General features: G+C 38.7%; 12 protein-coding genes. 1 reads left to right on the top strand and 11 read right to left on the bottom strand.

Translation table 11 applies throughout. The features are described 5' to 3' along the window. Positions 1-116 precede the first annotated feature (116 nt). The 8 genes from BET01_RS17080 to BET01_RS17045 form a co-directional block, all read right to left on the bottom strand. Positions 117-827, bottom strand: a complete 711-nt coding sequence (locus BET01_RS17080; RefSeq protein ID WP_120198090.1) for an MBL fold metallo-hydrolase — start codon at positions 825-827, stop codon at positions 117-119. 11 nt (positions 828-838) lie between these two features. After that, on the bottom strand, positions 839-1,111 hold the full coding sequence (locus tag BET01_RS17075; RefSeq protein ID WP_120198089.1) for an HPr family phosphocarrier protein: 273 nt from the start codon (positions 1,109-1,111) through the stop codon (positions 839-841). Positions 1,112-1,271: 160 nt separating this feature from the next. Continuing rightward, on the bottom strand, positions 1,272-3,920 hold the full coding sequence (locus tag BET01_RS17070; RefSeq protein ID WP_243117260.1) for a glycoside hydrolase family 127 protein: 2,649 nt from the start codon (positions 3,918-3,920) through the stop codon (positions 1,272-1,274). Positions 3,921-4,096: 176 nt separating this feature from the next. Beyond that, positions 4,097-5,011, bottom strand: coding sequence for a non-reducing end alpha-L-arabinofuranosidase family hydrolase (locus BET01_RS17065; RefSeq protein WP_120198088.1), 915 nt, complete (start codon positions 5,009-5,011; stop codon positions 4,097-4,099). Between the two features lie 774 nt (positions 5,012-5,785). Then, positions 5,786-6,370 (bottom strand): TetR/AcrR family transcriptional regulator, encoded by a 585-nt coding sequence (locus tag BET01_RS17060; protein ID WP_120198087.1) that lies wholly within the window; start codon positions 6,368-6,370, stop codon positions 5,786-5,788. Between the two features lie 232 nt (positions 6,371-6,602). Further along, positions 6,603-7,409, bottom strand: a complete 807-nt coding sequence (locus BET01_RS17055) for a nitroreductase family protein (RefSeq protein WP_120198086.1) — start codon at positions 7,407-7,409, stop codon at positions 6,603-6,605. Between the two features lie 190 nt (positions 7,410-7,599). After that, entirely contained in the window at positions 7,600-8,565 is a 966-nt protein-coding gene (locus tag BET01_RS17050) for a metallophosphoesterase (protein WP_120198085.1), read from the bottom strand. 232 nt (positions 8,566-8,797) lie between these two features. Continuing rightward, positions 8,798-9,889 (bottom strand): PQQ-dependent sugar dehydrogenase, encoded by a 1,092-nt coding sequence (locus tag BET01_RS17045; RefSeq protein WP_120198084.1) that lies wholly within the window; start codon positions 9,887-9,889, stop codon positions 8,798-8,800. A 224-nt stretch (positions 9,890-10,113) separates the two neighbouring features. Between BET01_RS17045 and BET01_RS17040 the strand changes: the two genes are divergently transcribed. Further along, positions 10,114-11,781, top strand: coding sequence for a DUF2207 domain-containing protein (locus BET01_RS17040; RefSeq protein ID WP_120198083.1), 1,668 nt, complete (start codon positions 10,114-10,116; stop codon positions 11,779-11,781). Between the two features lie 54 nt (positions 11,782-11,835). On the opposite strand, the gene BET01_RS17035 is transcribed toward BET01_RS17040, so the two are convergent. From BET01_RS17035 to BET01_RS17025, 3 genes are all read right to left on the bottom strand, one after another. After that, positions 11,836-13,401, bottom strand: a complete 1,566-nt coding sequence (locus BET01_RS17035; RefSeq protein WP_120198082.1) for an ABC transporter permease/substrate-binding protein — start codon at positions 13,399-13,401, stop codon at positions 11,836-11,838. Beyond that, positions 13,398-14,534 carry an ABC transporter ATP-binding protein gene (locus BET01_RS17030; protein ID WP_120198081.1) on the bottom strand — a complete coding sequence of 379 codons (1,137 nt, stop codon included), beginning with the start codon at positions 14,532-14,534 and terminating at the stop codon, positions 13,398-13,400. The genes BET01_RS17035 and BET01_RS17030 overlap by 4 nt, the downstream gene beginning before the upstream one ends. 118 nt (positions 14,535-14,652) lie before the next feature. After that, on the bottom strand, positions 14,653-15,291 hold the full coding sequence (locus tag BET01_RS17025; RefSeq protein ID WP_120198080.1) for a TrkA C-terminal domain-containing protein: 639 nt from the start codon (positions 15,289-15,291) through the stop codon (positions 14,653-14,655). Positions 15,292-15,451 lie beyond the last annotated feature (160 nt).

Here is a 15,451-nt window from a genome sequence, read left to right as displayed (position 1 = left end):
GTATTTTATATCATACAGAAGGATTGATTCATTTGCATACGAAAAATGAACATCTATTTTTAAATAAAAAACCGCCCACTATTATCAAATAGTTAGCGGCGGTTTCTCTCCTATCTCTATAAAAATCGTTGTAAAAAATTAAGTAAATCACGTTTACTTACGGGTTCACTGTGTCCAACCACTGCTATGTCAAAATCAATTGCACTTAATTCTCTGTGAAGCTCCCTTGTCTTATCCAAATCTCTGTAATGATTGCGATAAAAATCATCGTTATAGATATCACCAAGAAATATAACCTTCTCTTCTGGGATATATACAACCACTGAATCATCACTATGGGCGGACTCAAGATGCATACATACACATGTGATTGCGCCACAATCAATCACCATCTTGCTATCAAAGGTCAGAGCTGCAGGCACAACTTTGATTTCATTTAGATCGGAATACTCTGCCCGAATATGCTCATCTGCGAATTCAATGTCTTCTCCAGAAATTAAACGTTCCTTCATATTTTTATCATCCCAAACCCAAGATGACATCCGGTCTAATTCTTCATTGGTCTTAAAATGTGCTATGGTTTCCGCATTTAAAGCATGCATTCCAAATGTATGATCCCAGTGCCAATGTGTAATAATACAGTATTTCGGTATCTTCAATCCTTTTTCTAAGAGCAGAGAATTGTATTCACTCACATGATTTGCTGAATTTCCTGCATCGATCATAACGGAAAAATCTTTTCCATGAATGTAACCAAGAACTGGCCGGTCATTACTGGAATCACATTCTGTATATAAAATATGTTCTTTCAATGTTCTAAGTTTCATATCTTTATCTCCTAATTCTCAAAACCGCTATTAGCAAACGTTTCAATGGCTGCGATTGCTTTCCTCTCATCGTCCCCACTTGCCTCAAAAGTCAATTTATCATCAAATAACGCATTTAAATCCATCACGGAGAGGACATTTTTCACATCACATTTCCTGGAGCTATCCTCATTTTTATATACTGTGATGTGACAGTTAAACGCCTTTACCAACTTTGTTAATAAACTTGACGGCCTTGCATGCAGTCCTAGTGGATCATTTACGGTTACCGTTACTATTTCCATGTTCTTCCTCCTTTCACCTACAGATGACTGCAATTATGTTATAAAACACACTCGATCTCTCTAATAAAAGTATAATGAATAATATGGTATCTGTAAAGTAAAAAGCAAGCCAAATGAATCATTTAACTTGCTTTTTGCTAATTCAAATTAGTTTCCTTACTTAATCCCTGACGGCCTTTGTTATGGTTAGGGTATAAGCCTTTGTTGTGCCATCTTCTGCAACCACTTTAATATTTAATGTTTCTATATCCGACGTCAGAATCAACCTTCTGATCGCCTTATCATCAATTAAGATGTTATTTACATAGACTAGTGCATTATTTTGTTCTGGTGTAATCTTTATATCCCCATAGTCTTCTTCTCGTTCCACATAACCACCATAGGAGTTATCTGTTACACTTGCTTCTTTTCCACTTACAATGATGCTTTTTAAACGGGCATTGCTGCTGTAGTCCTTAAGGATAGAAAGAGTATCAAAGACTCCACCTACATAACTATTACCCCGATTTGAATATTTAACTGTAATTTTTGATTTCCCATCAAGCCAATCCTTTGGAATCTTATAGCGGACTTCGTAAAATCCAGTAGGATTTTTCGCCTGAATGGTTTCTTCCACAAGTAAGCGATTGTCTACATGAACGTTAAAGGTTCTTCCAGCATCACCACTATAGTACTTTGTACTGATATAGTTGGTCGCAGTTGGATTGATGTTCAAGTCATAACTAAACCAGCCTTGCCCGTCGGCTTTTCCATGAACATGACGGTAATTATATCCGCCAAAAGAACCACCAGAGGAGTTTCCCTGTAAATTGTGGACAAGCTCGTGTTGATCGTTGGTTATCTGTATTTCATCAATGGTGGCTTCCACCTTTTTTGCTGCATTTTTGCTATTTTTAATCCCTTCTTGAAACTCTGGAGAATCAATGGCTGACAAATTAAAATAGATGCCATATCGATCCGTATATCTCCGATAATGAGGTGTGAATTTCAAACGGTTATCTTCATCCGTATTTTTTAGCGTAAACTCGAGTTTTCCTGGTTTTTGTACCAGATTATTTTTGATATTGGCAATCCATGCATCTACGGACTTCTCTTTAATTAGAATGTAATCCTTAATGAGAACGCCTTGAGGTATGGTCGCTTTTGCAGAAGCCAAATGTCCGGCTGAAACCATCTTCTCCGTTCCAAGTCCAGCGCTTAAAACCACTGGTCCATACTTAAATGCAACTGCATTTGGATTATCAGGAAGTCTTTCTGCCTTGACTTCCATAGGAAAATTAAGTTCTATTTTATCGCCAGCTTTAAAGACTCTGTTTACCTCAAGATACCCATTCTTTTTTACTGGATAAAACGCTATATTATTAATCGTAATTGAAACATTCTGACCTGCTGCAATCCAATAGGGGGCTCTAAATTTGATATTAATTGCTGACACAGGTGCCATACCAACCGTAAAAACCACGTTTCCAGACAACGGGATATTGGTAGACTGGGTTAAAGCAAAGCCTTTTTCTGCCCAATTTAATTCAGAACTCACATACATATTGACGTACAAATCATTGCCATTATTAAAATAGATACTGTCATTTAGTTTTGTATAGTTCTCCATTCCACTGCCTGTGCAGCACCAAAATGAATTGGTTTCTGTTCCAAACAGTTTGAAATATCCGGTTCCCATTGGTTTAAAGTAGGTTGTCATTCCTGTTTCCGGATTAATTCCTGAAATAATTTCATTGATATATGCATTTTCATAATAATCCGCATATTGAATGTCACCAGTGATTTTAAACAATTCTCTGGCCAGCTTTAACATGTTATAGGAATTACAAGATTCATTGTTTATATTATTTCTTGTGGAATCCAACTTACCAGGGGTTCGGAAACGTTCATTTTCACTGTTTCCACCCGTGATATAGGTATGGTCCCTTAATACCATATAAAAAAACTGCTTTGCCGCATTTAAATAAAAGCTTTCAGCTTCGCCCAACGTGCGGTACCTATTTAATGCACCCACAAACTTAGGAATTTGAGTATTTGCATGGAGGTTTTCTAACACATTGCTACCATTTCCTATGGCAGTAAATAAGGAGTCTTCGTCAAACTTATGAGCTGCTGCCAAGTGTCTGATGTTTCTGGTATTCTTATAAAGTTCATATAAACAATCATTCATTCCTCCATATTCAACACTCAGCACTTTCTTTTGTAGGGAGCTGTCCCAGGCGGAGGTTCTGTTGTATGCCCAGTCTCCTAACCTGCCCGCCACCAGTAAAGCATCTGAATTCCCGGTGTATTTGTATACATCTACTAGGCCTGAGATAATCTTGTGCATGGTATACCAAGGAACCCAGTTATCACCTGTAGCTTTCCCTTCAATTATGTCAAAATGAACCTCAGGAGAGGCGAATAAATAACCATTCTTACTTTTATTCTGAAAACTTTTTAATTGTCCCACAACATAACCCAGCGTTTGGTTTATCTGGAGATTTTGATTTGGATGACTGCGTTTGGTTTGTTTATAGGCTTGTGCCATTGCGGTGAGATAATGCCCTAAGGTATGGCCTCTTAACAGACTCCAGCTGCCTTCCCACCCACCGTATAAGTTTAGACCTGATGCGTTTTTGGGATCTTTTCCTTCGGATACTGCCCTAAAGCCAGCCAATAGCCGATCCGCCTCCAGAGATAGAAGGTAATTCAAATCCTTTTCAAGTATCGCTACGTAATATTCATCTGTAACCCTTACCTGTTCCATATCAAACTCTTTCATGGTTAAAACTTCTGTTGATAATGAACTCATTCTCTCTTCTAACAAAATTATTTCCCCCTATGAAAACAGACATGAATGATTCCGATCTAACCTCAAAACACCCGGCATTTTATCGCCGGGTGTTTGTAACACAGGCCGGATCTTCTATAGGCCTGTACCATATCAATCAAATACTATGGTATAGACGGCAGGAATATCTTCATTCTTATCATTACTTATAATTACTTATAATTTCTTATAACTCCCAGATCCCAAATAATCTGCTGATAAGGCCCTGATAGGCTGTTCGTACCCTGAATCAGGAACTCAACCCTGTCTATATTATTTATTTCCAACTTCTGATTGTAGCCAGCACGAATAATTTCACCGTGAGATACGTTAGTCGTCCATTTGTCGGCTTTATAGCTTAAATTGCCTCTCCACGCCCATTTCTCAGATAGCTTATTCCATGGGCCACCGGCATTTCTTGATGTCCATAACTCATAATAACGTCCATCCTTTTGATCTTCAATTGTCAAATAATACTGACCATCTGCCAAAGATTTATAAACGTTTGCACCTTCAAACGTATCCGATAATGCTACGGATGGAGAACCCCAGCCTGTGGGGAAATTAGAAAGTGATGTTTTTCTTACAAATAATCTTCCAGAACCATCACTTGGCGTATTATACATATAAGCAAAGGAATCGTCACAAATAACATAGTAATCCCAGCCCATATTTCCTGACATACCAAGGGACTTTGGCCCTGACCAGGATTTAGGGTCTGCTATATTGGTAGTTGTGGAATATGCTGCGCCATGTGTTCCGTCTTGGTAAATCAGATACCATAATTTTTTAGGCTCAAAATAAAATACCTGAGGTGCACAAAAATAACTTTCCCCAATGGAGCTCATATAGGTTCTCGCAGAGTTCTTAAGACCTGAGATTGTGGATGCTGACGTATAAAGCATCTGCCAGCCGCCGCCTTGATTGGCTCCTGTATAAAACACATGGTATTTGCCCCCATAATATACGATGGTAGGATCTTTTGCACCATAATAATCATAAGGTTTTGCTTGCCCATGAAAAATAACTCTCTCATCCACATACCATGTGGGGTTTGTAATTGCTGTTGCACTCATTAACTTTTTCATAAAAACTCTCTCCCTTATTTCCTTTATTTCATTTATTTTCTTTTCTACTCCTATACACCCTTACATCATTTACCGATCAATATTTGCCTTTTCAAATGTTATTTTATCACCTCCCATTACTATTTTATGCACCTGAGACAACTTACGCTCCCACTTACCTCCTGAACCAAAGTTTAGTGACTCAATATATTATGCTACTTGTTTTAAATCGTTCTATTCCTATAAAATAAGGATTATTATAAAAGAAAAAACTAATAAAAATTAAACTAACTATTACCAAACACTTAAACTATATCAAGTTAAATTATTGCATAAAAATAGACATGATTTTTCATCATGTCTATTGAAATATTTGAGAGATAACCTTTATCTCTGTTTTTTATGAAGAAGGAATCAAACCAACAATCCTCGTAACTGTTCTCACATATCTAAATTCTGATTCTTACTTTCTTCTGCTTCTAATCTATATAGGGCAAGGCTTCTCCCCATTAAGTACTGTAAAATCAGGGTTTCTTGCAAATACTGTGTATATAAACAAGAGTAATAACAGTTATATTGGTTGTTTTGGTTATTATTTTTTACGAATTGTATTTAATTTGAAATTGTGTATAAAAATGCAACTTATTGATTGATAAATTCACTTTAGTGTGGTATAGTGTTAACGAATGTTTAGCCACATTCGTACAATGCTTAACAGAGCCAAACTGATTCAGTTGGCTCTGTTCTTTATTTTTATAGATATGACTTTTATCCATTGGAGTTCTTATATTTGGATCAATTTTTGCATTTTAATAGCTGTATGAAATTATCGGCTAGATGATTTAATTTTTCCTTGTTCGCAGAAGTTCTGGTATATACCCGAACACCAAGTAATGTACCATGTAAAATATCTGCCAATGCATCCGCACTGAGGTCGCATGTAAATTCACCAGATTTCTGACCTTTTAAAACAAGTTCTTTTATCAGTCCCTCAGTTTGTTTAAATACCGCGTCTGTCTTTTCCTCAACCTCTTGATCCCGCAACGCAAGCTCAGTGGCTGCATTTACAATAAAGCACCCCCAGGGACACTCTTTACTGCCATGGATCATGATGTCGAAGATAGCCTTTACTCCTTCGCCTGCCGTCTTAGTGTCTGATAGTACACATGTTAATCTCTCCGAAGTATTCTCACGATAATGATCTATGGTCTTTAGATATAACGAATGCTTGTCTCCAAAAGTATCGTATAAGCTCTTACGGTGAATTCCCATATGCTCTACCAAATCGCTCATAGAAGTCTTTTCATATCCCTGCTCCCAAAACAATTCCATCGCTTTTTGAAGAACAACCTCTTCATCAAATTCCTTCGTTCGTCCCATTGCTTCACCTCCGACCTTTACATCATATCATTAACAGAACGGATGACCAAGTATATTTTTCCTAATTAAATCCCTTCGTTATCTCACAAGCCTACGTTATGCAACTTTTTCTTAATCACATATAAAACAGTCCTATCAATACAGATGCATATTAGCTAATGATACATCTGTATCGATTGATCGCTCTAGCCAAAGCGATATTAACGGTATAGAAGAGTCATTTGATCACTCTTTATTCATTATAAAATGAAACTGATAATGGCTGTCTTTCTGTAAAACGTTTGAAGCTATGTTTTGGATATCCTACCATAACACAACCAGTTATAATCTTTTTATCTGAAATGTTTAATAACTTATGTATGGGAGAATCTTCGTTACGGGCACATATTTCTAATATTCCTGCCCAACATGATCCCAAACCAAGAGATGGAGCAAATAATTCAAGATAAGTCAATTGAAAAATGGAGTTCTCTCTGGCATTGCGAAAATCCTTATCTGCTAATGATAAAATTAAGCTGGGAGCATCTCTTAAAATCCCATCCGCATTATATTCTCTGTATCCCTTTGTCAAACCACCCAATAATTTACCAAAGACAGGATGATTTTCAAACCAAATGACACATTCTTCTACGATTGCTTCAATTGTTTTCTTATCGTCTATTATCAGATAGGAAATCCCTTGTGTATTACTGGCAGTTGGAGCTAAATTAGCAACCTCTACAAGCTGTAAAAGCTTTTCTCTTTCTACCGCATCGGTCTTGTAAGAGCGAATAGAACGGCGTGAACGCATAAAGTTCTTAGCCTGTTCTGGATCTAATTTAGGCAGCTCTAAAACTTTACTTTGCAGAGCAAGTGGTGATTTTTCATTGTCTATGGCTTCCTTTGGGCATACTGCTACACAATGGCCACATGCGATACATGCATTTCCATTCATCTCAACTGGTCCATCTGATTCTAATTTTAATACTCTTGTTGGACATTCCTCTACACATAATCCGCATTTAATACAACTTTCTTGATCTACTGTGATTAAACTCATATTGATTCTCTCCTTGTTATTGACCTCTTTGATTTCAAATCGCCGACACTTGGTAACGGGTATAACTAGTTGTTACGCGATCAATCACCAGCCGCATTAACTGATGATTGATAATTGTAGAATGATCATTCTTTAATTTATAGCCAGTATATCTATTTTAGAACGATTAGTCAAGTATTTTTCTTAATAATTATCTCAGTGTCGTAACAGGAGTACTTTTTAAATCCTCATCCACCGTTTCACCGACTTTGGAATAGGTGCGTTTCTTCCCACAATACTCTTCAATGGGTATCGGTCCTCTAACTACGGTACGAAGGATCTGAAGACCACCATTTTCATCAGCTGCGATTCTCCAGTCAACCATTAAAATTTCACCATTTAAAATCTCAATTCCTGATATTCCTCGAGTCCTGGTGCAACATCCTGTATTAAAATATGGCAGGTCATTGTCCTTTGGAAATTTAGGTCTATGGGTATGTCCACAAATAAGCATGACTTTACGTCTTCTGATCCATTCATCATATATCCTCTCCACCTTATGCCTTTTAAACAAATTGCGAGCTGGGCTTGTGGGGTTATCAAAACCCACCAAATGGAGATATCTCCAGAAATAGCGAAGCAACAACATGGAAAAAAACCAGAGCTGATCGTTAATAATATCACCCTGGTGCCCATGAAGAACAAAAATCTTTTGTCCGCTATTTTTATATTCCAGGACCAAAGCCTCCTTCGGTTCCAGGCCCCGAAATAAATCCACTTTCTTTTGATTGTATTCATCATAATATTCGAAATAATTTGTCTTTACAAAACGTTTGGATTTCAAATATATATTATGATTTCCATATAACATGATGAACCGACCGGTGTCATAAAACTTCTTTATTACCGTAAATACGTCCGTATGAGCTAGGCGAATAACACTGAAATTCTTATATTCCCATAGTTCATCACCATCACCTACTTCTATATAAGTATAACCTTCTTTATAATAATAGTTTAATGCATGTAAAAAGATGTTCTGGTTTCTGATAAACTCGTCCGATACACTATCATCGCCGCGATGACAATCACTAAAAAATATATATTTTGAATTTTTATCAAATGGTATTCTCTTCGCATTTTCAAATGCCTTGGTTAGTCTTTTATTGGCTCTCATATTTGCTCCATTATCCTTTTTTTATATAGTATTAAACTTATCTTCTGTTTTATACGGATCGAAATGGGACAATGATAAAACACGTGAGACACCTTTCCTACTGGTAATACTCAAGACTATTTAAAGAAAGCACACGAAAGATAGATCAATTGGATTAATCGGACTTTCGTATGCTTTTTCAATTACTATGGAAATAGAATTATAAACTTACCTTTTATTATTGAATCATAGGTTATAACCGAAGAATTTTATCATCCCCAGGATTTGGAAGCCCTCTCCCATCCTTATTACTGGTACTAAGATAGACAGATCCGTCCATGGCTTCATAGACATCTCTTAAACGTCCGTAATCGTTTTCTAATAACCGTTCCACTTGAACCACCTGTGTCCCTGTTTCATCAAACGTGATTGCCAGTAAAACATTCCCACGGAGTGTCGCTACTAGAAGCTGCCCCTTTCTGGGACCATCGGTTACAAACGTGATTCCAGCTGGAGCCCAGGTAGTATCACCACTTTGTATTACAGGTCTAATAAAATTTGATTCCGGCATTTCTTCATCACCAGTCACCAAAGGCCATCCATAATTTCCTCCTGGCTGAATGATGTTAATTTCATCATGGGCCCTGTCTCCATGATCGGAGGCATATAACACATTGTTATCATTCCATGCCAGGCCCTGGGGGTTTCTAAGTCCCAGAGCATAAACTGTCGAACCGGGAAATGGATTATCTGAGGGAATGCTTCCATCGGTTCCAATTCGCAGAATTTTACCTGCCAGACTATTCCTATCCTGAGAAAGATTGCGATCTCCTGCATCTCCCGTAGTGATATACAAATAACCGTCTGGACCAATTTTCAACCGTCCGCCGTTATGGGACGGACCGGCTGGAATCCGGTCCAAAAGAATCTCTTCTTCGGATGCGGCATTGCCCTCCACTCTCATGCGCACCACACGGTTAAAAAGCCTTCCATCTTCTCCGTACGTATACATAAGGTAAATATATCCGTTGGAAAGAAAATTACTATCAAGTGCAAGTCCCATAAGCCCTCCTTCTCCGCTGCTAACGAAAGGAGTGCCAAATGCATGGACAGGTACCGGATTTAACATTCCATATTCTACAACACGAAGGTTTCCGCCCCGTTCTGTAATGAACAGCCTACCGTCTTCACTTACCTCCATGGCCCATGGTACAGAAAGGTCTTCCCCGATAATCTGAGGCTGTAAGGGAGGATTTTGAAGGTCATAGATATGGAAAAGGCTATGATTTTGGTTCCAATCCCAGGTTGTTAAATAGCTTAATGTACTAAAATTCTTGCTAATCATGGTGTCACCTTAAATACTTTTGGTATTGCCTACCACGTTCTTCCTAGCATTATATGGAAAGAAAAAGATTTATGTGAGAAGCTCTTCCGTACTTACCTAAAGATAATGATAAGTCAGTGATAAATGTGGTATACTTAACTTTATCAAGGAGCAAATACTCGTAAACTACATAATGGGTATTGTTAAAGCTTTTTAATCGATATTTACAAGACAGGAGGATTCTTATGAAATCAAACAATAAAAAAGTGCTTATTTTTTCCGCATTGCTTACAATACTGTTGGTGTTTGCCACCACACCAGTATTTGCGGCGGAAGATGCCATACCATCGATTCGTCTGGATGTCTCGCTTCAAGAGAATGGTTCTGCCGTCATAACAGAGACTTGGGATGTTAGGGGGGTATCTAGTGGCACGGAATATTACAAGGCTATTAATAACGCAGATGGAATGAACGTTCGCTCTCTTCTTGTATGGGACGAAACTGGAACTAAGTTTAAAACGCTGGACAATTGGAATACCAATCTCTCCAGAGCAGAAAAAACTCATACCAGCGGCATCTTAAAAACCTCAAAAGGATATGAACTTTGTTGGGGCATCGGAACCTATGGAGATCATCAATATACCATTCAATACACACTTGATGGATTGGTAAAAGATTATGGGGACTATGCTGGATTTTATCACCAATTTATATCAGAGCTCTCTAGTGCTCCACAGTCCGCTTCTATTAAGATTTCGATGCCAAATACTCGTTTCGATGGAAACAACGCCCGCATTTCAGCTTATGGATTTAAAGGAGAAGTTGGAAATGGGAGCGATGGAAGCTTTACGGTTCTTTCATCGAAGGCCTTAGGAAACAATGATTACGTGAATGTCCTTTGCCGCTTTGACAGAGGATTGTTTCCCTCTGCCTCCACAGCCAATATGTCTTTTGAGAAGCTTCAAAAATCTGCAGAGAATGCAAACTCAAATTTAGGTTTGTATATCACCTTAGGAATTTTAGGGGCAATCATTGTTATAATCATTTCTCTCATTTCCTTCTACTATTCAAGATTTAAGCTGGCAGACGGAACAACCGTGCGATTACCTGGAAATAATAAAATAGACGTCAACTGGTGGGTTCCTTTCGAAGGTAGCATTCCTGCTGTTTATTCTATGATGAAACTGCTTCGCAGGGATATTTCATATGAAAAACTTATGGGAGCCTATTTGATACGTTGGCAGGAGGCGGGATACATCCGCATGGAAGAACGTCCAAATGAGGGAAATACGAAGAAACCAAAAAAAGAAGAAGCCATTCTATTAAACCTAGACAAAACACCTGACCAGGAAGTGGAGAAGAGTCTATATAAAATCTTAATCGGCATTGCTGACGGTAAAGACATTCTTTGGACCTCTGATATAGAAAAACATGCGAAGAAACTTCAGGAAAAACTCACTGTATGGGCAGAAGAAGTGAAGCAAAACGGTGAAAATGAATTAATGCGTTTAGGTGCTGCCGCAACGAACCAAAAAGGGACTGTCTCACTCACTTCTTTTGGCTTTGAGCAGGCAGTCAAGATAATTGGTTTCCAGAAATATCTTATGAATATGAGTAAACCAAGGGAAGACAAGACGGCTCCGAGAGAGCTTTGGGGGGATTATCTTGTATTTGCAACCTTGTTTAGCATCGGAGAGCAGGTTTTAAAGAGTATGAAAGCCCTTGATCCTACCCACTTTGATTCCTTTGCAGGCATGTATGGATGTAACTCCTATAGTATGATCTACCTTTTGACTATGACAAACCATATATCCGGTGCCGCATCACCTAACTCAGGCATGAATGGAGCCGGAGGCGTTAGTTCTGTTGGTGGTGGAGGTTTCTCCGGAGGTGGAGGTGGAGGCAGCCGATAATCGGCTTGCCCCCACCTTTTTTTATTAAATCTTATTGGAATGTAACTATAGAAATTAAGAAATCAATTTATGTTCCTTTAAAAATTCAAGAGCGACCTCTGATGGCTTCTCCTGTAACTCATCCACCTTGTAATTTAGCTCTCTCATGACCTCATCCGTTAACAGAGGACTTAATTCCTCCAAGATAGCTGAAATTTCCGGATACTTTTCAAGGACTTCACCACGAATGATTGGCATTGCAAAATATGGTGGAAAGAATTTCTCATCATCCACAAGAGATTTTAATCCAAACTTCTTTAAAAGCCCGTCTGTTGCATAAGCATCTATGACATCAACGGTCCCATTTTGAAGGGCCGCATAGCGAGGTGCGTTGTCTAAGGTGATGTTTTTGCCTAACTGAAAATGATAAGTCTTTTGCAGACCACTAAGACCGTCTTCCCGGTTGGTGAATTCAAAGGTAAGACCAGAGGTCAGTCCACCAGCTTCTTTAGCTAAATCACTAATGTTCTCAAGTCCATACTTTTTTGCCGTCTCCTGCGTTACCGCAAGTACAAAGGTATTATTAAAGTTCATCTGCTTTAAAACGTTGATATCATATTTCTCTTTCAATTCAGTCTTCACCGTCTCATATACCTGATCCATATCATTGATCGGAGGATGTTTTAGCGTATCTGTATAAGCAGTCCCGCTGTATTCAACGTAGAGATCAATATCCCCATTTTTCAGTGCTTCAAAGCAAACCTGGGTTCCCCCAAGATTCAGCCTTCTTTTTACAGAAATATCCGTGCGATCCTCGATAAGATCTGCCATCATGTTTCCGATGATCTCTTGTTCTGTGAAGTCTTTGGAACCGATAGAGATAGACCGGGCACTCTCCACGCGACCTCCAGTGGATGTGAAAAGAAAGATTCCTGCCAATATCAGTGCTGCCACACTGAGTGAAGATTTTTGGATGGTACGCTTTTTCTTCTTTAACGCCTCATCTCCCTTTTGAAGGTTCATTGGAGTCACCAGTTTTTCAACCAGTCCGATCAAATAATCCACCATAAGGGCCAGTAAGCAGGCAGGTATGGCTCCAGCCAGAATCTGGCTGTTATTGACTGTCCTTATACCCGAAAAGACAAGATAACCAAGACCTCCAGCACCGATAAATGCCGCCATGGTCATCAGTCCCACTGCTGTTACCGAAGCGATTCGAACTCCTGCCATAATAACTGGAAGAGCCAAAGGAATCTGTATTTTGATCAGTACCTGAAACGGAGTTAATCCAATTCCCCTTGCAGCCTCTAGAGTCTGGGGATTGATATTTTCAATTCCCGTGTACGTATTCTTAATGATGGGAAGTAGAGAATAGAGCACAACTGCAACAATTGCCGGAATGGTGCCGATTCCAAACAGAGGAATCATAAATCCTAAAAGTGCCATACTTGGGATTGCCTGAATTACATTGGCGACAGATAAAATAGCTTTTTCTACTTTTGATGTGTAGGAAACGAAGATACCAAGAGGAACTCCAATTACGATAGCCAGACCTACGGAAATGGCGGTTAGTTTTAAATGTTCTATTAATAATGATAGAATCTGAGGATAATTGCTTCCTATATAATCTAAAAAACTCATTGCAGCTCTCCTCCTTCATAATCAAAGTACTGCTGACTTAAAGTCGTTACCAAGCTGCTTCGTGTAATTAAACCGGTGAGACGTTTTTGCTCATCCACCACCGGTACGGTGGATACATGGTTTTCCGTTACTATTTTTAGTGCATCCAGGATACATTGCTCTGGTGATAGAGATGGAAAATCTTCATACATATATTCTTCTGCCGGCCTGGACCTATCTTCCACTCCACGTAATCTGCCAGCTTTTACGATTCCTGCCAATTGCCTGGTTCCTCGTTCTACGATCAAAAGACTGTCTACCTTATTCTGGCGCATCTTATCAATGCACTTTAACACGGTAAGATCTCGAAACGCAGTAACAGGATTTTCAATCATAATATCAGACACTTTTATATATTCTGGTGAAGACCAGATCCTGTTTCTTCCAACGAAGCTGGATACAAAATCATCACTAGGATTATTCAGAATATTTTCCGGCGTGTCGTATTGAAGAATATCGCCATCCTTCATAATACAAATCATATCTGCAATTTTAATGGCCTCATCCATATCATGAGTCACGAAAACAATGGTCTTTTTTAATTTAGCATGCAACTGTACTAACTCATCTTGAAGGTCAGCTCTAGTCATTGGGTCCAAAGCAGAAAAGGGCTCATCCATAAGGATAATATCTGGGTCCGTAGCAAATGCTCTGGCCACCCCCACTCGCTGCTGCTGTCCACCACTAAGTTCTGTTGGATAGCGATGTAAAAACTCTTTGCCGTCAAGCCCTACCATTTGCATTAATTCTTCTGTGTTTTTTTCAATCTCCTGAGCAGGTTTCTTTTCAAGCTTTGATATTAGTTCGATATTTTCCTTCACTGTCATGTGGGGAAACAATCCTGTTTGCTGGATTACATAGCCAATACTTCTTCGTAAAGTCACTTCATCCATACTGCTGATACTCTTATCATCAATGTAAATCATACCAGATGTTGGTTTAATCAAACGATTAATCATTTTAAGGAGAGTTGTCTTTCCACAACCACTCTCACCAATCACCGCCACCAGGCTGCCACTTTCAATCGTAAAAGTAACTTCATTTAGAACTTGTTTTGTTTTGTACCGTTTTGAAATGCCTTCAAAATGGATCATATTTATGCCTCCTTCTCAACAAAGTAACAACTTAATTATATTCCAAAGTTGTCACTTTGTCAAATCGGGACATGAAAATAGCCTGAAGCAAAACTGCTCCAGGCCTTATAGTTAGGGCTTATTTTGATGGATATAAAAATTCTTTTACCCTGTCCAAAGTGTCATCTTGTGTCACAAAATAGATGGTGTCATTTTCCGAAAGAGCAACATATGGTCCTGGTGACTTCATAAGAGTATTGTTCCTACTGACTCCTATGACAGTTGCACCTGTGCGCTGCCAAAATTGTATTTCCGTCACTGTCTTATTTAGATACACACAATCCGGGGTAATCCTAATTTCAAATGGCATAAACGGATTCATAGACCGGAAGTGTACCGATGCTTCAATAAGATCCTTTAAACAATCGTTTAAAGTCTCCATTTCTTGTTTTTGACGGCTTACACTTTTTAATAGATTCTCTTTGATGGTGTCAATGGTCTGCCGCTTGCCATTTTGTTGAATGTACTCCGAAGCCTTTTTCTGAGATCTAATAATAATCCCATTGCCCTTTTCGGATGTAACGATTCCAAGATCGCTAAGAATGCAGATCGCCCGTCTAGCAGTTTCCGGGGATACGCTATATTGACTGGCAAGAGAGGATCGGGCATAAATTTTCTCTCCCTCTATATATTCTCCATTGGCAATACGGGCTGCCACTTCCACGGCTATCTGCTGATAGCGGGGAATCGCTGTTTTAGTTTTTATCTCTTCGGCCATGTGATTTTCATTTCCTTTACTCATTTGATGATGTTACGTCAAAATCAGTATAGCCTAAAACAATATATAAGGCAAGGTGGACAATATTTCCTACGTTTACAAGTTCAAAAACTGTCCCATAACAGCCCTCCTTATCGTACAAATCCAAAACAAAAAAAAG

Source organism: Lacrimispora algidixylanolytica (assembly GCF_003609635.1).
GTDB classification, from domain to species: Bacteria; Bacillota; Clostridia; order Lachnospirales; family Lachnospiraceae; genus Lacrimispora; species Lacrimispora algidixylanolytica.
Note: the sequence above shows the minus strand (reverse complement) of the source record. Positions and strands in the feature narration are given on the sequence as shown.